Below are 19,259 nucleotides of genomic sequence, written 5' to 3'. Positions count from 1 at the left end.
TCGTACGCCTGATGAGGCAGCCGTAGGAACGTCTGGGCCCGCGCCGGTCGGTGCGGGCCCGGTTCTGTTGCTACTGCGGGTCCGGGCCCACCGCCACCGGGCGGGACGGGTCCGCGGACCACTCGGACCAGGAGCCCACATAGAGCGCGGCCGGGATGCCGGCGACGGCGAGGGCCAGGACCTCGTGGGCCCCGGAGACGCCCGAGCCGCAGTACACGCCGACCGCGGTGCCGTCGTCGGCGCCGAGGGCCTTGAAGCGTGCGTGCAGTTCCTCGGCGGGCAGGAAGCGGCCGTCAGCGGCGACGTTCTCGTTGGTCGGCGCGGACACGGCGCCCGGGATGTGTCCGCCGACGCGGTCGATCGGCTCCACCTCGCCCCGATAGCGCTCCCCCGCGCGGGCGTCCAGCAGCAGCCCGGAGCGGGCCAGGGCAGCGGCGCCGTCCGCGTCGAGCAGACCCGCCGCGCCGGGGTTCGGCTGGAAATCGCCCTCCGTCGGGGTCGGTACCGAGGTCTCCAGCGGGCCGTCCCAGGCCGGCAACCCGCCGTCGAGGACTCGCACGTCCGGGTGACCCGTCCAGCGCAGCAGCCACCACGCGCGTGCCGCCGCCCAGCCCTGTCCGCCGTCGTACACGACCACCGGGCGCCCGGCCGTGACGCCCGCGCGGCGCATCGCGGCGCCGAACTCCGCGAGGTCCGGCAGCGGGTGCCGGCCGGCCGCCCCGGGGGTGGACGCGAGCTCTTCGTCCAGGTCTACGAAGACCGCGCCGGGGAGGTGTCCGGCCGTGTACTCGGCCCGTCCGTCGAAGGGCGGCTCGCCCGCCGCTAGAGCCACGCTCAACTGCCAGCGGACGTCCAGCAGCACCGGCGGACGGGATCCTGCCAGGTCGCTCGCGAGTTCGGTTGCGGAGATGATGGCGTTCATGGCCACCATCCTCGCGCACGGGGTGGCCGCAACGTCCATGTCCGGCTACTCTGCTCGGCCGGACAGCCCCGATCACGAGGCGTACGGGATCGGGCACATGCTGTACAGCCGATCGACACCCGTGGGCAATCACACGGAAACGGACGAGAAACGGCACACCGGGCATCCTCCGGGCACACGCGCGGGACGGCGGCGCGCCCGGGACGCGCTGCATCACGGGTGGTGCGAGCATCGGCACGGGGATCGGGAGAGCGGAATCGACGCGGCCACCGCGAGGGGCCGAGGAGAGAGTGACGATGACCGAGGCACGGGGGTCGGCCGGCCTGAACGGCGAAGCGCATGCTCGGCACGCGCCCGGCTCGCCCTGCTGGGTGAGCCTGATGGTGCACGGGCTGGCCGCGACCCAGGAGTTCTACGGTGAGCTGTTCGGCTGGGAGTTCCGGCCCGGACCGCAGCAGCTCGGCCCGTATGTGCGGGCGCTGCTCGACGGGAAAGAGGTGGCCGGAATCGGCCAGCTCCCGCCGGACCGGCATCTGCCCATCGCCTGGACGCCGTACTTCGCCTCGACGGACGTGGACCTGACGGCCGAGACGGTACGGCTGTGCGGTGGCACGGTGGGGGTGGGCCCCCTGGACGCCGCCGAGGCCGGCCGCCTCGCGATCTGCTCCGACCCCTCCGGCGCCGTCTTCGGCGTCTGGCAGGCCGCGGCCCACCTCGGCATCGCCCTCACCGGCGTCCCCGGCACCCCGGTCTGGAACGAGCTGCTGACCTTCGAGACGGCCGGTGTGGCCAAGTTCTACGAAACGGTGTTCGGCCACGAGCAGCAGAAGGTGGTCTCGGCGGACTTCGACTACGTCACCCTCCACCTTGGCGGCCGCACCATCGCCGCGATCCTCGGCCTCGGCCAGTCCCTCCCCCGCGACCGGGGCCCCCACTGGATGACCTTCTTCGAGGTGGCGGACACCGACGAGGCAACAACCCAGGCCGCCTCCCTGGGCGGCCACATCCTCACACCCCCGCACGACAGCGCCCTGGGCCGCATGTCCACGGTGAAAGACCCGGAGGGCGCAAGATTCTCCCTGCTCCAGAGTCGGCCCTGACCTTCCGGGTGCCCTAGGCCGAAGGAACCGGCAGTACGTCCGGGGACAGGGCCGCCGCTCTCGCCGTGGCGGCTGTCATGCGGCGGCGGTGGTGGCGGCGGCAGAGGACCTCGTAGCCGATCGTGTCCGACTGGTCGACGTCGCCTACGACCACCTGCGCGCCCTCTACCACCATCTCGCCGCCCACCGTGCGGGCGTTGTGGGTTGCGCGGGCTCCGCACCAGCACAGGGCTTCCACCTGGAGGACCTCCACCCGGTCGGCCAGTTCCACCAGGCGTTGGGAGCCGGGGAAGAGCTTGGAGCGGAAGTCGGTGGTGATGCCGAAGGCGTAGACGTCGAGGCTCAGGTCGTCCACCACGCGCGCGAGTTGGTCGATCTGCTCCGGGGCCAGGAACTGCGCCTCGTCGGCGATGACGTAGTCCGCGCGGCCGCCCTGGGAGAGATGGTCCACCAGGTACGCGTACAGGTCCTGACCGTCCTCGACCTCCACCGCGTCCGTGACCAGGCCGAGGCGCGAGGAGAGCTTGCCCTCGCCCGCGCGGTCGTCGCGGGTGAAGATCATGCCGACCAGGCCGCGCGCCGAGCGGTTGTGCTCGATCTGGAGAGCCAGCGTCGACTTCCCGCAATCCATCGTCCCGGAGAAGAACACCAGCTCGGGCATGGGGTGTTGAGCACCTTTCGGCAGCGGAGTCGGAGGTGGGCCTGGCGTCAGGAGCGTACTTCGAGCAGCGGCACCAGCTGCTCCGCGGGGGTCATCGAGCCATGGTTGCCGACCATCGCCGACTCCTTCGGCTCCCGCTCGGAGGCGATGATCAGCACATCGTCGCGAGCGGCCGCGACCACGTCGCCGATCCGGGCGTACACCCGCTCGTCGATGTGCGGCCCGAACCAGCCCGCCGCTATCGCCTCCTCCCGCGAGGCCACCCAGAACTGCTCGCCGAGCACCTCGCGCCAGCAGGTCAGGACGTCGTTCTCGGCGCCGGGCACCGCGTAGACATGGCGCGCGCGGCCCTCGCCGCCCAGCAGGGCGACCCCGGCGCGCAGCTCCCAGTCCTCGTCGAAGTCGATGCGGTGCTGCTCGTCGAAGGGCACGTCGACCATGCCGTGGTCGGCGGTGACGTACAGCGCGGTGCGCGGCGGCAGTTGCTCGGCGAGGCGCTGGACGAGCCGGTCGACGTACATGAGCTGCCCGCGCCACATGTCGGAGTTGACGCCGAAGCGATGCCCCGCGCCGTCCACCTCGGCGTAGTACGTGTAGACCAAGGACCGGTCACCGGCGGCCAGTTGCTCGGCCGCGAGATCCATCCGCTCCTCGCCGCTCAGCCGCCCGATGAAGGCGCCGCCGCTCAGCGCCACCTTGGTCAGTGGGGTGTTCTCGAAGGCCGGCGACGACACCTGCGCGGCATGCACACCCGCGTCGTGGGCGAGCTGGAAGACGGTGGGGTACGGCTGCCAGGGCCGCGGCGCGGTCCAGGGCTGCCAGCGCAGCTGGTTCATCAGCTCGCCGGTCTCGGGATTGCGCACGGTGTACCCGGGCAGTCCGTGCGCCCCGGGCGGCAGGCCGGTGCCGACGGAGGCGAGGGAGGTCGCGGTGGTCGCCGGGTAGCCGGTGGTGAGCGGCCGTCCCGTGCCGCCGCGGGAGCTGGCGAGGAGCGACGTCATGAACGGGGCGTCCTCGGGGTGCGCCTTCAGCTGCTCCCAGCCGAGGCCGTCGATCAGGAACACGCAGTTCCGGTCGGCCGGGACCAGCTCGCTGATCGCGGCGGTCATGCCCGGTACGCCGAGGCCGGCGGCCAGGGTGGGCAGCAGATCGGCGAGCGAGCCCGCGCCGTACTCGGGCAGGGGGGCGGAGTCGAGGGGCAGGGGCTGTGGGTGTTGCTCCCAGGTGGGATCGGAAGGGGCGGGCGCGGAGCGCCCTCGATCATGGGCGGTGGGGGGCGACGGGTGGGTCATTATCGGGCGGTGTCCGCGGTCGCCTCGGAGAGCGCCTGCGCGAAGGCGAGCGTCTGGCGCACCGTCTCCGGGCCGTCGCCGGCCTCGCTGACGCGCAGGCTGAGGTCGTCGGCCGTGGAGCTGCCCGTGTAGCCGTGGTCGGCCTCGCAGTTGGGGTCGCCGCAGGCGGCCGGCTCCAGGTCGATCCGGGAGACCGCGCCCCAGCCGATGGTCAGCACGACCTCGCGGGGCAGCGTGCCCGGCGTGTACGACTCCGGGTTCGCGACCACCCGGCTGAGGACGACCGACGAGATCCGGCCGATCTTCACCGACTCCGTGGACGTCGTGGCGTACGGGGTCGGGGAGGTGGTGTCCGCGGCCTGCTCGTCGGTGTGGCTGACGATGAAGCGGTTGTCGGTGAGGACCAGCACGGTGACATGCCGCCGCACCTCGTTCTGGTCGAACGTGGTCTCCTGGTGGACCAGGTACGACCGGATGGGCTCGCCACCCACAGCGGCCTCCACCGCCTCGGCCACGAGGGCCGGGTAGTAGCCGCTGCGCTCGATCGCCGCTCGCAGCCCCTGGGTCGTCGTACTGGTCTTGGCCATGGCCCCCATCCTACGGGGGCCCACTGACTGCGAGGGACCGCTCGCGCCGGTCAGTAGGCGGGGAGCGTGCGCGGGCCGAGGTCGTCACGGGCGGGGGGCGGGGCCAGCCGTACGGTGGCGCCGAGCACGGTCAGACCGTGCGGGGCGACGACGACCGGCTCCAGGGTCACGGCGACGACCTCCGGGTGGTCGTGGACCAGGCGCGACACCCGCAGCAGCAGCTCTTCCAGCGCCGGGGTGTCGACCGGGGTGGAGCCGCGCCAGCCGAACAGGAGGGGCGCGGTCCGGATCGAGCGGACGAGCGAGGTCGCCTCCCGGTCGGTGACCGGGATCAGCCGGTGTGCCATGTCCCCGAGCAGCTGAGAGGCGGCCCCGGCGAGCGCGAACGACAGCACGGCGCCGGCCGCCGGGTCGATCACGGCCCGTACGACGGTGTCGACCCCGCGCGGCGCCATGGCCTGCACGACCGGCCGCAGCTCCTCCGGCTTCCCGAACAACTCGACCAACTCGGCGTAGCCCCGCCGCAGTTGCTCCTCGTCGGCGAGATCCAGCCGTACGCCGCCCAGGTCGGCGCGGTGTCGCAGGTGCGGCGCGGTGGCCTTGAGGGCGACGGGGTAGCCGACGGCGCGGGCGGCTTCGACGGCGGCGTCGGGGGTGGGTGCGGGGAGTGCGCGCCGCACATGGATGCCGTACTTCCCGAGCAGGTCACAGGTCTCGTCGGATCCGAGGGTGAGCCCCTGCCCGCGCGCGAGCAGCCCGTCGATGAGCGAGGCGGCCCCCCGCTCGTCGATGTCGTCGTACTCGGGCACCCGCCCGGGCTCAGCGGCCTCCCGCCGCCACTGGGAGTACTTCACGGCTTCGGCGAGGGCCCGGACGGCACGCTCGGCGGCGGGGTAGGCGGGGATGAGGCGGGGTTCGCGGGGAGGTCCTCCGGCAGGCGGCTCCGTCGTGCTGCGGGCATCCGTCTCCGCCCCGCCGCGAGCCGCCGGTTCCGTCAGGGCCCGGGCACCTGTCCCCGTCGAGCCGCGGGCATTGGTGCCGCCATGGGCTGCACCCGTCCCGCTGACAGGCGGCGCCTCGTCAGCGCCGGGCCGCGCGTCCGGCCCCGCCTCGGCCACAGCTCCGGGTGCCGTGCTCGCCGCCGCCGACAGCGCCTCAGCCAACCCACCCAGCTCCACATGCACCACCAGCACCGGCTTCCCCGGCACCTCCTCCGCCGCCGACCGCAGCGCCTCGGCCAGCACCGCGTCCCCCACCGACGGCTCCCCGAGCGCCGGAATCGCGGTCACCACGACGGAGTCGCACATATCGTCGGCCAGCGCCCGCGACAGGGCCCGACGGAAGTCCTCCGCCGACGCCCCGGTCGTCAGGTCCAGCGGCGGCAGCGGTCGTAGCCCCTCGGAGAGGCAGGCGTCGTACGTCAGCAGCCCCAGCGACTCGGAGTTCCCGAGGATCGCCACCCGCGGCCCGGCCGGCAGCGGCTGGCGGGCGAGCAGCAGCCCCGCGTCGACCAGTTCGGTGATCGTGTCCACCCGGATCACCCCGGCCTGCCGCAGCAGCGCCGACACGGTGGCGTGCGGCAGCCGAGTCGCCCGTACGGCATGTCCCTGCGGCGCCGCCCCGCCGTGCCGCGCACCCTGCACCACGACCAGCGGCTTCGCCGCCGCCGTACGCCTCGCGAGCCGGGTGAACTTGCGCGGGTTCCCGATGGACTCCAGGTACATGAGGGCGACATCGGTGTCCGGGTCGTCGTACCAGTACTGGAGGACGTCGTTGCCGGACACGTCGGCCCGGTTCCCGGAGGAGACGAAGGTGGACACACCGGTGACCCCGGTGACCCCTCCGCCGCGCCGGTGCAGCCGGGACAGCAGCGCGATCCCGATGGCTCCGGACTGGGCGAACAGCCCTATCCGCCCGGGCCGCGGCATCTCGGGTGCGAGCGAGGCGTTCAGCCGTACGTCCGCCGAGGTGTTGATGACCCCGAAGGCGTTCGGCCCGATGATCCGCATGCCGTACGCGCGCGCGTGCCGGACGAGTTCGCGCTGGCGCTCCCGGCCCTCGGGCCCGCTCTCGGCGTAGCCGGCGGAGACCACGACCAGTCCCTGGACGCCGTGCTCACCGCACTCGGTGACGACCTCGGGGACCTGCTCGGCGGGCACGGCGACGACCGCGAGGTCGACATGCCCGTCGATGTCGCGCACCGAGCGGTACGCGGGCACCCCGGCGAGTTCCTTGAGCTCCTCGGGGAACGCCAGGTTCACGGCGTACAGCGGACCGCGGAACCCGCCCTCCCTGATGTTGTCGAGGACGCCCCGGCCCACGCCGCCGGGGGTGCGGCCGGCGCCGATGACGGCCACGGAGCCGGGGACCAGCAGCCGTTGCACGGACCGGGCCTCGGCGCGCTGTTCGCGCGCGTGCTGCACGGCGAGCGAGCGGTCCGTGGGCTCCAGGTCGAACTCCAGGCGGACGACGCCGTCCTCGAAGCTGCGTTTCTGGGTGTACCCGGCGTCCGTGAACACCTTGATCATCTTGGTGTTGGCGGGCAGCACCTCGGCGGCGAAACGGCGGATCCCGCGCTCGCGGGCGACGGCGCCGATGTGTTCGAGCAGGGCGGAGGCGACCCCGCGTCCCTGATGGGCGTCCTGTACGAGGAAGGCGACCTCGGCCTCGTCCGCGGGCGCGGAGGCGGGCAGCCCGTCGGCGCCAATGCGGTCATAGCGTACGGTGGCGATGAACTCGCCGCCGATCGTGGCCGCGAGTCCCACCCTGTCCACAAAGTCGTGGTGCGTGAAGCGGTGGACGTCCTTGGCGGACAGACGCGGGTAGGGCGCGAAGAAGCGGTAGTACTTCGACTCGTCCGAGACCTGCTCGTAGAAGCTGACCAGGCGCTCGGCGTCATCAACGGTGATGGGGCGGATGCGCGCGGTGCCGCCGTCGCGCAGCACCACGTCGGCTTCCCAGTGGGCGGGGTACTCGTGCCGGTCCGGCGCGCTCTGCATGGGGCCCAGAGTACGGCTCGCGTACGACAACGGCGCGAGGCAGTCTGTGGAGGACGAGTGCCGGATCGAGGCCGCGGTCCGGTGACCACACGGGACGGGACGAAGGACCGTACCGGGCACGCTTCACGTTGTGGAACACTGGTCTAGACAACCTGAGAACCTGAAGGGCAGCATCACATGGCTGAGCGCCGCGTCAACGTCGGCTGGGCCGAGGGCCTCCACGCCCGCCCCGCTTCCATCTTCGTCCGAGCCGCCACGGCCGCAGGCGTCCCGGTGACGATCGCCAAGGCCGACGGCAACCCCGTCAACGCGGCCTCCATGCTGGCGGTCCTGGGCCTGGGCGCCCAGGGCGGCGAGGAGATCGTGCTCGCCTCCGACGCCGAGGGTGCGGACGCCGCCCTCGACCGTCTGGCGAGGCTGGTCTCCGAGGGCCTCGAAGAACTCCCCGAGACCGTCTGAGCACATAACGGTCGCGGCGCTCGCCGCTTCCCCGAAGGGCTCGTCCGAATTACCGGGCGGGCCCTTCACATTTCCCGGTTTCAGGCAGCGAAAATAATCCCCCGGGAATTACATCCTCTTTGTATACGGCGCGCATGTTAATGCCGCAGGCCCGACATGTTTACGGGATGTTGCGAATTCCTCACACGGTCGGCGCGCTCCCCGCCGCCGGGGAACCGCAGCCGGTGCGTGCCGCTGGAGCGCTCGGTGTGCACGGCGGTGATCGCCCGTGCGCGCTCGCTGTCCCCGCGCGCCACGGCGTCCACGATCGCCCCGTGCTCCGCCCAGGCGTCCACGGGGCTGGCCGAGGCCTCCACGGAGTACATCCAGGCGATCTTGTGCCGCAGCTGGGTCAGCATCGAGGTCAGCGCGGGGCTGCCGGAGGCCTGGGCGAGCGTCTCGTGGAACCAGCCGCCCAGGGAGCGCAGATCCTCGCTGTTACCCCTTCTGGCCCGCTCCTGACCGAGCCTCACCAGGCCGCGCAGCACCTTCAGATGCGCCTCGGTGCGCCGCTGGGCGGCCCGGGCGGCGCCGAGCGGCTCCAGCAGGGAGCGCATCTCCAGCAGGTCGGCGGCCTCCTGCTCGGTCGGTTCCGCGACGCACGCGCCCGCGTGCCGCCGGGTCACCACGAAGCCCTCGGCCTCCAGCGTGCGCAGGGCCTCGCGGACGGGGACGCGGGAGACGCCGTAGCGGCGCGCGAGCAGTTCCTCGGTGAGTCGGCTGCCGCGCTCGTAGACACCGGCGACGATGTCGTCCCGGATCGCCGTGCATACCGAGTGCGCCGGAATACGCATGACCGACCTCCGCTTTAATCCCCGTGAAACGTCGACGACTGACGTGTGTTCAGTGACTCTATTGCAATGAGCCGGAATTTCCGACGGCGGGCCGGAATCCATGGATATTTTTTGGACAGCGGGGGATCACAAACGCCGAAAACCCCGGCTCGGGGAGCCGGGGTCCTCGCAGGCGGAGCCGGGTGTCGTCAGACGCTCACGCCGTGCGAGCGGAGGTAGGCGACGGGGTCGATGTCCGAGCCGTACTCGGCGGTCGTACGGGCCTCGAAGTGCAGGTGTGCCCCGGTGACGTTGCCGGTGGCGCCGGAGAGGCCTATCTGCTGGCCCGGGGTGACGCTCTGGCCCACCGAGACGCCGATGGACGACAGGTGCCCGTACTGCGTGTACGTGCCGTCGTGCATCTTGATGACGATCTGGTTGCCGTAGGCCCCGCCCCAGCCCGCCTCGACGACGGTGCCCATGCCGACCGAGCGGACGGCGGTGCCGCTGGAGGCGTGGAAGTCGACACCGGTGTGGCTGCCCGAGGACCACACGGCGCCGCCGGCCTTGTAGCTCGTCGAGACGTAGGAGCCGGAGATCGGGGAGACGAAGGTGTTCAGGCGCTTGCGCTCGGCCTCGCGGGCGGCGCGCTCCTTGGCCGCACGGGCCTTCGCGGCGGCCTCGGCGGCCTTCTTGCGGGCCGCCTCCTCCGCCTTCTTCTCCGCCGCCGCCTCGTCGGCCGCCTGCTGCTGGGCGGCGGCCTGGGCGTCGATCTGCTCGGCGACCGAGTCGCCGATGCTGATGACGGGGGTGAGACCGGTCTGCTCGGCGGAGGTCTCGGCGGCCAGCGCCGGGCTCGCGAGGGTGCCGATGACGCCGGTGGTGGTGAGCGCCGCGACACCCGCCGCGCGGGCGGTGGTGCGCTGCATCCTGCTGGGACGACGGTGCTTCCCGGTGGCGCGCGTGAACGCCATGTAGTGGCTGGTCCTTTCCTTCCCTCTCGCCTACCGGGTTAGCTGACGGGTTCGGAGCAGGAAGGTCTCCTACGGACCCCCTCGCTCACGCGCGGGCGTCCGATTCACCCCAGGGACTGCGGTGGGTCCCCGGCTCCCCTGGCTCGCGCCGTACGGGGACTCGGCGATGACTGTCCGGTGCCGCGGATGCGGCGCACTGCCTGACGGACAGCCCGGACGACGCTAAACGGGGCAACTTTCAATCCCCAAACGGATCAGGGCTTTTGTAGCGCATGCCACAGGTCAGACAGGCAACCTCTCCCTCAATTCGGACATAAGGGGGCCCTGGTGACGCTTCCGTCACCAGGGCCCCACACGCGCGTGGTCGCGTGTTCACGTCCGAGGGTGTGTCTACTCGGCCGTCACGACGGTGACTTCGCCGATGGCGAGGGCCTCGACAGCCTCCTTGATCTGCGCCGCGTCACCGACCAGAACGGTCACCAGCCGGTCCACCGGGAAGGCACTCACGACGGCCGCGGTGGCCTCCACGGTGCCGGTCGCGGCGAGCTGGCGGTAGAGCGTGGCCTGATAGTCGTCGGGCAGGTGCTGCTCGACCTGGTCGGCCAGGGTGCTCGCCACGGCGGCGGCCGTCTCGTACTTCAGCGGCGCCACGCCGACGAGGTTCTGTACGGCGACGTCCCGCTCGACGTCGGTGAGCCCGCCCTCGGCGAGGGTGCGCAGCACCGTCCACAGGTCCTTGAGGGCGGGGCCGGTGTTGGGGGTGTCGACGGAGCCGCTGATCGCGAGCATCGAGGCACCGGTGCCATCGGGGGCGGAGCGCAGGACCTGCCCGAAGGAGCGCACGCCGTAGGTGTAGCCCTTCTCCTCGCGCAGGACGCGGTCCAGGCGGGAGGTGAGGGTGCCGCCGAGGCAGTACGTGCCGAGGACCTGCGCGGGCCACACCCGGTCGTGCCGGTCGGGTCCGGCGCGGCCGATCAGCAGCTGGGTCTGGACGGCTCCGGGGCGGTCCACGATGACGACGCGGCCGGTGTCGTCGGCGGTGACCGGGGGCACGGGCCGCGGCTCGGCGACGGAGCCGGTCCAGGAGCCGAGGGTGTCGGCGAGGAGCGCGTCGAGATCGGTGCCGGTGAGGTCGCCGACGACCACGGCGGTGGCCGTGGCGGGGCGCACATGCCGCTCGTAGAAGGCGCGTACGGCCGCGGAGTCGATGGCCGCGACGGTCTCCTCGGTGCCCTGACGCGGGCGCGACATGCGCGCGGTCGCCGGGAAGAGCTGCTTGGACAGTTCCTTGGCGGCGCGCCGGGAGGGGTTGGCCAGCTCGTGCGGGATCTCGTCCAGGCGGTTGCGGACCAGCCGTTCGACCTCGCTGTCGGCGAACGCGGGCGCCCTGAGGGCGTCGGCGAGCAGACCGAGCGCCTTGGACAGGCGGGAGACCGGCACTTCGAGGGAGAGCCGGACGCCGGGGTGGTCGGCGTGCGAGTCGAGGGTGGCGCCGCAGCGCTCCAGCTCGGCGGCGAACTCCTCGGCGGTGTGCTTGTCGGTGCCCTCGGAGAAGGCCCGGGCCATGATCGTGGCGACGCCGTCCAGGCCGGCCGGCTCGGCCTCCAGAGGCGCGTCCAGGAGGATCTCGACGGCGACGACCTGCTGGCCGGGGCGGTGGCAGCGCAGGAGGGTCAGGCCGTTGTCGAGGGTCCCGCGCGTGGGCGCCGGGAAGGCCCAGACCTTCGGCTCGCCCGCCTGGGGCTGGGGGTGGAACTCCATCGTGGCGAGCTCGGTCACTTGGCCGTCTCCTCGTTCTCGTCGCTTGCTTCCACGGTGGCCGCGGACTCCAGGTCTTCGGTGGGTTCCTCGACGGTCTCGGTGGGGACGGTCGGCTCGTAGACGAGCACCGCGCGGTTGTCGGGGCGCAAGCGGGCCTTGGCGACCTCCTGGACCTCCTCGGCGGTCACCTCCAGCACGCGCCCGACGGCGGTGAGGGCGAGCTGCGGGTCGCCGAACAGGACGGCGTAGCGGCACAGTTCATCGGCGCGGCCCGCGACCGTGCCGAGCCGGTCCAGCCACTCGCGCTCCAACTGGGCCTGGGCGCGCTCCATTTCCTCGGCCGTGGGACCCTCCGCGGCGAACCGGGCGAGCTCCTCGTCGATCGCGGCCTCGATGACCGGGACCTCCACGTCACCGGAGGTCTTCACGTCCAGCCAGCCCAGGGAGGGCGCTCCGGCGAGCCGCAGCAGGCCGAAACCGGCGGCGACGGCCGTACGGTCGCGGCGTACGAGACGGTTGTAGAGACGGGAGGACTCGCCGCCGCCGAGGACGGTCAGGGCCAGGTCGGCGGCGTCGCACGCGCGTGTGCCGTCGTTCGGGAGGCGGTAGGCGGCCATCAACGCCCGCGCGGGAACCTCCTCGAAGACGACCTCGCGCAGCTGCTCGCCGATGATCTCCGGCAGCGAGCCGTCGCGCGGGGCGGGCTTGCCGTCGTGGGAGGCGATGGAGCCGAAGTACTTCTCGACCCAGGCGAGCGTCTGCTCCGGGTCGATGTCGCCGACGATCGACAGCACGGCGTTGTTGGGCGCGTAATACGTACGGAAGAACGCGCGCGCGTCCTCCAGCGTCGCCGCGTCCAGGTCGGCCATCGAGCCGATCGGCGTGTGGTGGTAGGGGTGGCCCTCCGGATAGGCGAGGGCGGTCAGCTTCTCGAAGGCCGTGCCGTAGGGGACATTGTCGTAGCGCTGGCGGCGCTCGTTCTTCACGACGTCCCGCTGGTTCTCCATCGACTCGTCGTCCAGTGCGGCCAGCAGCGAACCCATGCGGTCCGCCTCCAGCCACAGCGCCAGCTCCAGCTGGTGGGTGGGCATGGTCTCGAAGTAGTTGGTGCGCTCGAAGCTGGTGGTGCCGTTCAGCGAGCCTCCCGCGCCCTGCACCAGCTCGAAGTGACCGTTGCCCTTGACCTGGGCGGAGCCCTGGAACATCAAGTGCTCGAAAAGGTGAGCCAGACCGGTACGCCCCTTGACCTCGTGGCGCGAGCCGACGTCGTACCAGAGGCACACCGCCGCGACCGGGGTCAGGTGGTCCTCGGAGAGCACCACGCGCAGGCCGTTGGCCAGGCGGTGCTCGGTCGCTGTCAGGCCGCCGGAGCCTGCCTGGGCTGTGGCCGTGTGACCCATGGGCATGTACGTCCTTCCGATCGCGGACGCGGTCGTCGAAACCGCGGTTTTCCTGCCGGTCCTGCCACTGTATGCAAGCGTGCGCGGCCTCGGCGAAGTTCCCGGACGACATACGCCGACAGCGGATCGCGTAGCCTGCGGGCAGCCGTGAGCGGAGGTCCCCCTCCGCGCCGGACCGGACGGCGGACGCCGGGTCCTGGTCCGGGTTGTCAGTGCCGCGGTCCACAATGGTCCGCATCAGATCCAGTTCACGCGTCAGCATGAGCGCCCCGTAGGTGAGCGCACAGAAAAAGGAGCCTTGGCAGCGATGGCCCGCCGCAGCACGAAGACCCCGCCGCCCGACGACTCGTACGAGGAGAAGATCCTCGACATCGACGTCGTCGACGAGATGCAGGGCTCCTTCCTCGAGTACGCGTACTCGGTCATCTACTCCCGTGCCCTGCCGGACGCCCGTGACGGCCTCAAGCCGGTGCACCGCCGCATCGTCTACCAGATGAACGAGATGGGCCTGCGCCCCGACCGCGGCTATGTAAAGTGCGCGCGCGTGGTCGGCGAGGTCATGGGTAAGTTGCACCCGCACGGCGACGCCTCGATCTACGACGCGCTGGTGCGCATGGCGCAGCCCTTCTCGATGCGCGTCCCGCTGGTCGACGGCCATGGCAACTTCGGCTCGCTCGGCAATGACGACCCGCCGGCCGCGATGCGGTACACCGAGTGCCGCCAGGCAGCGGCGACGAGCCTGATGACGGAGTCGATCGACGAGGACACGGTCGACTTCACGCCCAACTACGACGGCCAGGAGCAGGAGCCGGTGGCGCTGCCCGCCGCGTTCCCGAACCTCCTGGTCAACGGCTCCTCCGGGATCGCGGTCGGCATGGCCACCAACATGCCGCCGCACAACCTCGCCGAGGTCATCACGGCCGCCCGCCATCTGATCCGCCACCCGAACGCGGATCTGGACACCCTGATGCGGCACATCCCGGGCCCTGACCTGCCCACCGGAGGCCGGATCGTGGGCCTCGCCGGCATCCGCGACGCCTACGAGACGGGCCGCGGCACCTTCAAGATCCGCGCCACGGTGTCGGTGGAGACCGTGACGGCGCGCCGCAAGGGCCTCGTCGTCACCGAGCTGCCCTTCACGGTCGGCCCCGAGAAGGTCATCGCCAAGATCAAGGACCTGGTCGGCTCGAAGAAGCTCCAGGGCATCGCCGACGTCAAGGACCTCACCGACCGCGAGCACGGTCTGCGCCTGGTCATCGAGATCAAGAACGGTTTCGTGCCGGAGGCGGTCCTGGAGCAGCTCTACAAGCTGACGCCGATGGAGGAGTCCTTCGGCATCAACAACGTCGCCCTGGTCGACGGCCAGCCCCTCACCCTGGGCCTCAAGGAGCTGCTGGAGGTCTACCTCGACCACCGCTTCGAGGTCGTCCGGCGGCGCAGCGAGTTCCGCCGCACCAAGCGGCGCGACCGGCTGCACCTGGTGGAGGGCCTGCTCACCGCCCTCATCGACATCGACGAGGTCATCCGGCTGATCCGCTCCAGCGAGAACAGCGCGCAGGCCAAGGAGCGCCTGATGGGGCGCTTCTCGCTCTCGGAGATCCAGACGCAGTACATCCTGGACACCCCGCTGCGCCGGCTCACCAAGTACGACCGCATCGAGCTGGAGGCGGAGAAGGACCGGCTGAACGAGGAGATCGCGGAGCTGACCCGGATCCTGGAGTCGGACGCGGAGCTGCGCAAGCTGGTCTCCGCCGAACTGGCCGCGGTGGCCAAGAAGTTCGGCACCGAGCGGCGGACGGTCCTGCTGGAGTCGGCGGGCGCCCCGGCGGCGACGGTGCCGCTGCAGGTGGCCGACGACCCGTGCCGGGTCCTGCTGTCCTCGACGGGTCTGCTGGCCCGTACGGCGAACGGCGACCCGTTCGCGGAGGACGGCGACGCCAAGCGCTCCAAGCACGACGTGATCGTCTCCGCGGTGCCGGCCACGGCCCGCGGTGAGGTGGGCGCGGTGACGTCCGCGGGCCGTCTGCTGCGGATCAGCGTCGTCGACCTGCCGACGCTGCCGGAGACGGCGGCGCGGCCGAACCTCTCGGGCGGCGCGCCGCTGACGGAGTTCGTCTCCCTGGAGGGCGACGAGACGGTGGTCTGCCTGACGACGCTGGACGAGTCCTCCCCCGGCCTGGCGCTCGGCACCGAGCAGGGTGTCGTCAAGCGTGTGGTGCCCGACTACCCGTCCAACAAGGAGGAGTTGGAGGTCATCACCCTCAAGGAGGGCGACCGGATCGTCGGCGCGGTGGAGCTGCGTACGGGCGAGGAGGACCTGGTCTTCATCACGGACGACGCGCAGTTGCTGCGCTACCAGGCCGCGCAGGTGCGTCCGCAGGGCCGACCGGCGGGCGGCATGGCGGGCGTCAAGCTGACGGAGGGCGCGAAGGTCATCTCCTTCACGGCGGTGGACCCGGCGGCTGACGCGGTGGTGTTCACCGTCGCGGGCTCGCGCGGCACGCTGGACGACTCGGTCCAGACGACGGCCAAGCTGACCCCGTTCGACCAGTACCCGCGCAAGGGCCGTGCGACCGGCGGTGTGCGCTGCCAGCGGTTCCTGAAGGGCGAGGACTGTCTCTCCCTGGCCTGGGCGGGCCCCGCTCCGGCCAGGGCGGCGCAGAAGAACGGCATGCCGGCCGAACTCCCGGAGATCGACCCGCGCCGCGACGGCTCGGGCGTCTCGCTGTCGAAGACGGTGTCGGTGGTGGCGGGCCCGGTCTAGGGCTCCTGGACGGGCTCGTCCTCCGACCCCCGTACGTAGCGCAGAACGCCCCACATACCGTGTTCGTCGGCGTGTGGGGCGTCGCTCTTGCACGCGTCGAGTTCCTCGGCGAGGGCGGGCGCGTCGATGCCGGAACCGATGAGGACGAGCTGGGTGAGCCGGTCGCCGGAGGGCGCCCAGGGCTCGGGGTAGAAGCGAAGGAAGCGCCCGACGGCGTGCACGGAGTACCGGTTCAGGGTGTCGTGCGGGCCGAAGTCGACGTACCCCTTGATCCGGTAGAGCCCTTCGGGACGGCTGTCGAGGAACCCCATGAGCGAGCGCGGATCGAGGGGCTGCCCGGAGACGAACGAGACACTGTCGTACCCGGTGTGCAGATGGCCGTCACGGTCACCGTGCTCATGAAGGTCGTCGAAGGACAACTGCCCGACGCGCTCCTCGCCGGGCCGGCAGTCGAAGAGGAACTCGGGGTCGATACGGCCGTAGGCGGCGGGGACGACGGCGGCGCGAGGGGCAAGCCCACGGACGAGTGCGAGGACGCGCTCCGCCTCCGCGACCCTGTCGATCTTGTTGACGACGACGAGGTCGGCAAGGGCGAGATGGCGGTCGATCTCGGGGTGCTTGGCGCGGGTGTCGTCGAACTCGGCGGCGTCGACGACCTCGACGAGACCGCCGTAGACGATCCCCGGATGCTCGCTGGCGAGCACCATGCGGACCAGTTCCTGCGGCTCGGCGAGACCGCTGGCCTCGATGACGATGACGTCGATGCCGGCGGAGGGGGCGGCGAGGCGCTCCAGGTAGAGGTCGAGCTCACTGGCGTCGACGGCGCAGCACAGACAGCCGTTGCCGAGGGAGACGGTCGAGTCGCCGAGCGCGCCGGCCACGGCCATGGCGTCGATCTCGATGGCCCCGAAGTCGTTGACGATCGCTCCGATACGACTGCCTCCGCTGCGGTGGAGGAGATGGTTGAGGAGCGTGGTCTTGCCGGAGCCGAGGAAACCGGCGAGAACGACGACGGGGATCTGCTGCGCCGTGCGGCTCGGGACCAACGAGCGACCTCTCTCACACCTACACGTACACCGGCTCGCGGTCCGGCATCCGTACGAAGAATGAATGCCGGTCCAGGATACGAGCCGAAAGAAACCGCGCGAAGTGAACGATTGTTAGCAGCACTTGCGGGGCAGACGTTGGGCATGGCGCCGGACTGTGCGACCCTCGCTTCCCTCCGTGCGCCTCCTCTCCGCCTCCCTGCCGATCAGAGCCGCTCGGCACCCTGGGAGACGGCAAGCGCCGCCCACCGCTCGCCGGTCCCCTTCAGTCGACCCGCACCCCGACGACCGGCGGACGGCCGCCTGATTCGGGGGTTGACATGGCCACACAGATTTCTGGGATGCGCTCGCTCGGCGCATTGGTCAAGGCACGGGTCACGGCAGTGACCCGTTTCATCTCTACGACCGGTTCGCACCACCGCAGGCGAGCTGCCCTCATCGAACAGCACCGGCTCCACTTCGACCTGCTGTGCAAGGCCATGGACGATCCGGCGCTGGCCGCGGTCCTCGACACCTACGAAGCCGACATCCCGCTGGACAAGCAGCGCCAGTTCCTCTTCGCGAACGCCCTGTACGTCAACGCGCTGTTCTTCCACCGCATCGGCGCCGTCACCCTGGCCGAACTGCATGGTCATCTGCGGGTCATGTGCCAGAATCCGGTGTTCCGCGAGTACTGGGAGGCGACCCGGCATCACCGCAAGAGCCTGCCCAGCAGCTCGGAGGAGTTCGCCCTGGGGCAGATGATGGACGACCTGATCCAGGAACTCGCCGAATCGGACAGCGACGAGTGGTGGGTGGTCGGCGATCCGCCGGACGAGCCGTCGTAGCGATCGCGGCGCCCGGTCGGTCAAGTACGGATTGAACGACTTCACTCACACGCCCGGTCATATCTCCAGCCACCGGCGCACCAGAGTCGCTATCTTGTGCCCTGCCCCTCTCCGGGCGCTCCGACGGACACCAGCGCGCTCGGAGAGAGATCGCCCTGTCGGCACACCCAGACAGTCAGGCCAGGCTCGGAGGGCACCCCATCATTCAGAGCCATGAAGGCGGTATCCCCCTGTGAAGATCGTGCGCCGACTCGGTGCGACCCCTCGCGAGCGCGGAAGCGCGTCCGGCCAGACCTGCCCGGACATCTTCGAGTTGGAGGACGGTGACTTCGCCGTCATCGGAACGGATGTCACCGAGGAACTCGACGGGAAGCTCCCGCCGGACGCAGGACGCGCCGAGTACGAGCGGATCGTGGTGGTCACTCGCGAGACGCTCCTTCGCGCGAAGCGGGACATCCCAGATTCCTGAGCCCACGCCCGATCTGCCCCCACGCCATCACTCCCCAGGACGTCCACCATGGAAGCTTCCTGCCATCTCCACATAGTCCGGCGCATCGACTCGACTCCTGAGGGCGAGCGGTGCACCACCGGGCGGACATGTCCCGCCGTCTTCGAACTGTCCGACGAGAGCCTCATCGCCATCATCGGAGACCCTGCGAAGGCGATGTTCAGCCAACGGGCGGTGATCAGCCAACGACGGCTGCCCTCGGGCAAGACATTGGTGGTCATACCTCGTCACACCCTCCTGAGCGCCCTGTCGGGTCTCGACAAGGTCGCATGAGGTTCCCGGGGTCTGTCGCGTCGCTGCGGCAGGCCCCGCTTCGCTCCCACCCCCGTTCGGCGTTTTCCCTTCGCACGGCGGGGGCAGGATGTCCGGGCCGATCCGGGGGAGGGTGGCGTGGCAGGGGTACCCACGTGGCGTTCGGCGGCAAGGATCTGTGGCTTGGCTGGCCACGGCCGGAGCGGGAGTGGCTCTAGTGGGCGCCGCGTCCGTCGTGATCAGCGGATGGCTCATCGACGGAGTCGAGCGGGTCAACGGGGACCGGCAGACCGCAAGCGAACGCAGCGTCCTGGGTGACTACTTCGGTGCGGTGAGCGCCGTCTTCTCCGGGCTCGCGCTGCTCTTGCTGGTCACCACGCTGCTCTTCCAGCAGCGTGAACTCCAGCTTCAGCGCAGGGAACTCGCCCTTCAGCGTGAGGAGTTGGTCGCCTCACGCTCGGAGCTGCGGCGGAGCGCCGCGGCGGATCTGCGGGGTCTGCATGTGCAGCTCACTCAGATGCAGATGGACGATCCCTCCCTGACCGAGGTGTGGAACGACTTCCCAGGTCAGCCACATTCGGTCATAAAGCAGCATCTCTACGCGAATCTCACCTACAGCCACCTCTTACTTGCCTTCCAATGGGGGGACCGGTCGGAGGACGATCTCCTGCGCGAGGCCCGGGACATCGTGCGAAGTCCGGCATTCCGCAGGTACTGGGCCGCCTCGCGTTCCCTGAAGGCGTCTCTGCCTCCCGATTCGGACGAGGGGCGCATGTTCCGCCTGTTCGAGCGCGCCATCGCCGAGACGGGCGGGGGCGATCCGTCCGGGCCTGGGGCGGGGGCGGGATCGGGCGCGGGGGCTGGGGCCTAGCACCGCCCCGGCGGACCAGACCCG

At 71.0% G+C, this 19,259-nt stretch carries 17 protein-coding genes and 1 riboswitch; of the genes, 7 read left to right on the top strand and 10 right to left on the bottom strand.

Translation table 11 applies throughout. The features are described 5' to 3' along the window. Window positions 1-70: 70 nt before the first annotated feature. Window positions 71-922: a sulfurtransferase gene (locus tag H4N64_RS36130; RefSeq protein WP_186286828.1), complete on the bottom strand. Its 852-nt coding sequence runs from the start codon at window positions 920-922 to the stop codon at window positions 71-73. 296 nt (window positions 923-1,218) lie between these two features. Here H4N64_RS36130 and H4N64_RS36125 point away from each other — a divergent pair, with 296 nt between their 5' ends. Continuing rightward, on the top strand, window positions 1,219-2,022 hold the full coding sequence (locus H4N64_RS36125; RefSeq protein ID WP_186286827.1) for a VOC family protein: 804 nt from the start codon (window positions 1,219-1,221) through the stop codon (window positions 2,020-2,022). 13 nt (window positions 2,023-2,035) lie between these two features. Here H4N64_RS36125 and H4N64_RS36120 read toward each other — a convergent pair whose 3' ends face one another. Genes H4N64_RS36120 through H4N64_RS36105 form a run of 4 tightly spaced genes read right to left on the bottom strand, consistent with a single transcriptional unit; the run spans window position 2,036 to window position 7,561 of the window. After that, window positions 2,036-2,683: a thymidine kinase gene (locus tag H4N64_RS36120; protein WP_186286826.1), complete on the bottom strand. Its 648-nt coding sequence runs from the start codon at window positions 2,681-2,683 to the stop codon at window positions 2,036-2,038. A gap of 47 nt (window positions 2,684-2,730) precedes the next feature. Continuing rightward, window positions 2,731-3,975: an alkaline phosphatase family protein gene (locus tag H4N64_RS36115; protein ID WP_186286825.1), complete on the bottom strand. Its 1,245-nt coding sequence runs from the start codon at window positions 3,973-3,975 to the stop codon at window positions 2,731-2,733. Further along, window positions 3,975-4,562: a DUF5998 family protein gene (locus H4N64_RS36110; RefSeq protein ID WP_186286824.1), complete on the bottom strand. Its 588-nt coding sequence runs from the start codon at window positions 4,560-4,562 to the stop codon at window positions 3,975-3,977. The genes H4N64_RS36115 and H4N64_RS36110 overlap by 1 nt, the downstream gene beginning before the upstream one ends. Window positions 4,563-4,612: 50 nt before the next feature. Further along, window positions 4,613-7,561, bottom strand: coding sequence for a bifunctional acetate--CoA ligase family protein/GNAT family N-acetyltransferase (locus H4N64_RS36105; protein ID WP_186286823.1), 2,949 nt, complete (start codon window positions 7,559-7,561; stop codon window positions 4,613-4,615). Between the two features lie 177 nt (window positions 7,562-7,738). Here H4N64_RS36105 and H4N64_RS36100 point away from each other — a divergent pair, with 177 nt between their 5' ends. Continuing rightward, window positions 7,739-8,020 (top strand): HPr family phosphocarrier protein, encoded by a 282-nt coding sequence (locus H4N64_RS36100; RefSeq protein WP_186286822.1) that lies wholly within the window; start codon window positions 7,739-7,741, stop codon window positions 8,018-8,020. A gap of 137 nt (window positions 8,021-8,157) precedes the next feature. Here H4N64_RS36100 and H4N64_RS36095 read toward each other — a convergent pair whose 3' ends face one another. From H4N64_RS36095 to H4N64_RS36080, 4 genes are all read right to left on the bottom strand, one after another. Beyond that, window positions 8,158-8,853: a GntR family transcriptional regulator gene (locus tag H4N64_RS36095; RefSeq protein ID WP_186286821.1), complete on the bottom strand. Its 696-nt coding sequence runs from the start codon at window positions 8,851-8,853 to the stop codon at window positions 8,158-8,160. 188 nt (window positions 8,854-9,041) lie between these two features. Then, window positions 9,042-9,806, bottom strand: a complete 765-nt coding sequence (locus tag H4N64_RS36090) for a M23 family metallopeptidase (protein WP_186286820.1) — start codon at window positions 9,804-9,806, stop codon at window positions 9,042-9,044. A gap of 12 nt (window positions 9,807-9,818) precedes the next feature. Beyond that, a riboswitch (cyclic di-AMP (ydaO/yuaA leader) is annotated at window positions 9,819-9,982 on the bottom strand. Between the two features lie 214 nt (window positions 9,983-10,196). Next, window positions 10,197-11,585 (bottom strand): insulinase family protein, encoded by a 1,389-nt coding sequence (locus tag H4N64_RS36085; RefSeq protein ID WP_186286819.1) that lies wholly within the window; start codon window positions 11,583-11,585, stop codon window positions 10,197-10,199. Beyond that, window positions 11,582-12,973, bottom strand: coding sequence for a M16 family metallopeptidase (locus H4N64_RS36080; RefSeq protein WP_186286818.1), 1,392 nt, complete (start codon window positions 12,971-12,973; stop codon window positions 11,582-11,584). Before H4N64_RS36080 ends, H4N64_RS36085 begins: the two co-directional genes overlap by 4 nt. A gap of 301 nt (window positions 12,974-13,274) precedes the next feature. Between H4N64_RS36080 and H4N64_RS36075 the strand changes: the two genes are divergently transcribed. Next, the gene (locus H4N64_RS36075) at window positions 13,275-15,731 is read left to right on the top strand and encodes a DNA gyrase/topoisomerase IV subunit A (protein ID WP_186286817.1); all 2,457 of its coding nucleotides are present in this window, start codon (window positions 13,275-13,277) and stop codon (window positions 15,729-15,731) included. Here H4N64_RS36075 and H4N64_RS36070 read toward each other — a convergent pair. Beyond that, the gene (locus H4N64_RS36070; protein WP_186286816.1) at window positions 15,728-16,777 is read right to left on the bottom strand and encodes a CobW family GTP-binding protein; all 1,050 of its coding nucleotides are present in this window, start codon (window positions 16,775-16,777) and stop codon (window positions 15,728-15,730) included. The genes H4N64_RS36075 and H4N64_RS36070 overlap by 4 nt on opposite strands. Before the next feature lie 320 nt (window positions 16,778-17,097). On the opposite strand from H4N64_RS36070, the gene H4N64_RS36065 reads away from it, so the two are divergent. The 4 genes from H4N64_RS36065 (at window position 17,098) to H4N64_RS36050 (ending at window position 19,235) form a co-directional block, all read left to right on the top strand. Then, a complete protein-coding gene (locus tag H4N64_RS36065; protein WP_186286815.1) occupies window positions 17,098-17,604 on the top strand; it encodes a DUF6082 family protein in 507 nt (168 codons plus the stop codon). Between the two features lie 232 nt (window positions 17,605-17,836). Beyond that, a complete protein-coding gene (locus H4N64_RS36060; RefSeq protein ID WP_186286814.1) occupies window positions 17,837-18,073 on the top strand; it encodes a hypothetical protein in 237 nt (78 codons plus the stop codon). Between the two features lie 48 nt (window positions 18,074-18,121). Then, window positions 18,122-18,385 (top strand): hypothetical protein, encoded by a 264-nt coding sequence (locus H4N64_RS36055; protein ID WP_186286813.1) that lies wholly within the window; start codon window positions 18,122-18,124, stop codon window positions 18,383-18,385. A gap of 157 nt (window positions 18,386-18,542) precedes the next feature. Further along, window positions 18,543-19,235 (top strand): DUF6082 family protein, encoded by a 693-nt coding sequence (locus H4N64_RS36050; protein ID WP_336246898.1) that lies wholly within the window; start codon window positions 18,543-18,545, stop codon window positions 19,233-19,235. Window positions 19,236-19,259: the final 24 nt, after the last annotated feature.

This window comes from Streptomyces cupreus (assembly GCF_014257025.1).
In the GTDB taxonomy this organism is placed as follows: Bacteria; Actinomycetota; Actinomycetes; order Streptomycetales; family Streptomycetaceae; genus Streptomyces; species Streptomyces cupreus.
The sequence above is the reverse complement of the archived record's forward strand: the minus strand, read 5'-3'. Positions and strand labels throughout refer to the sequence as shown.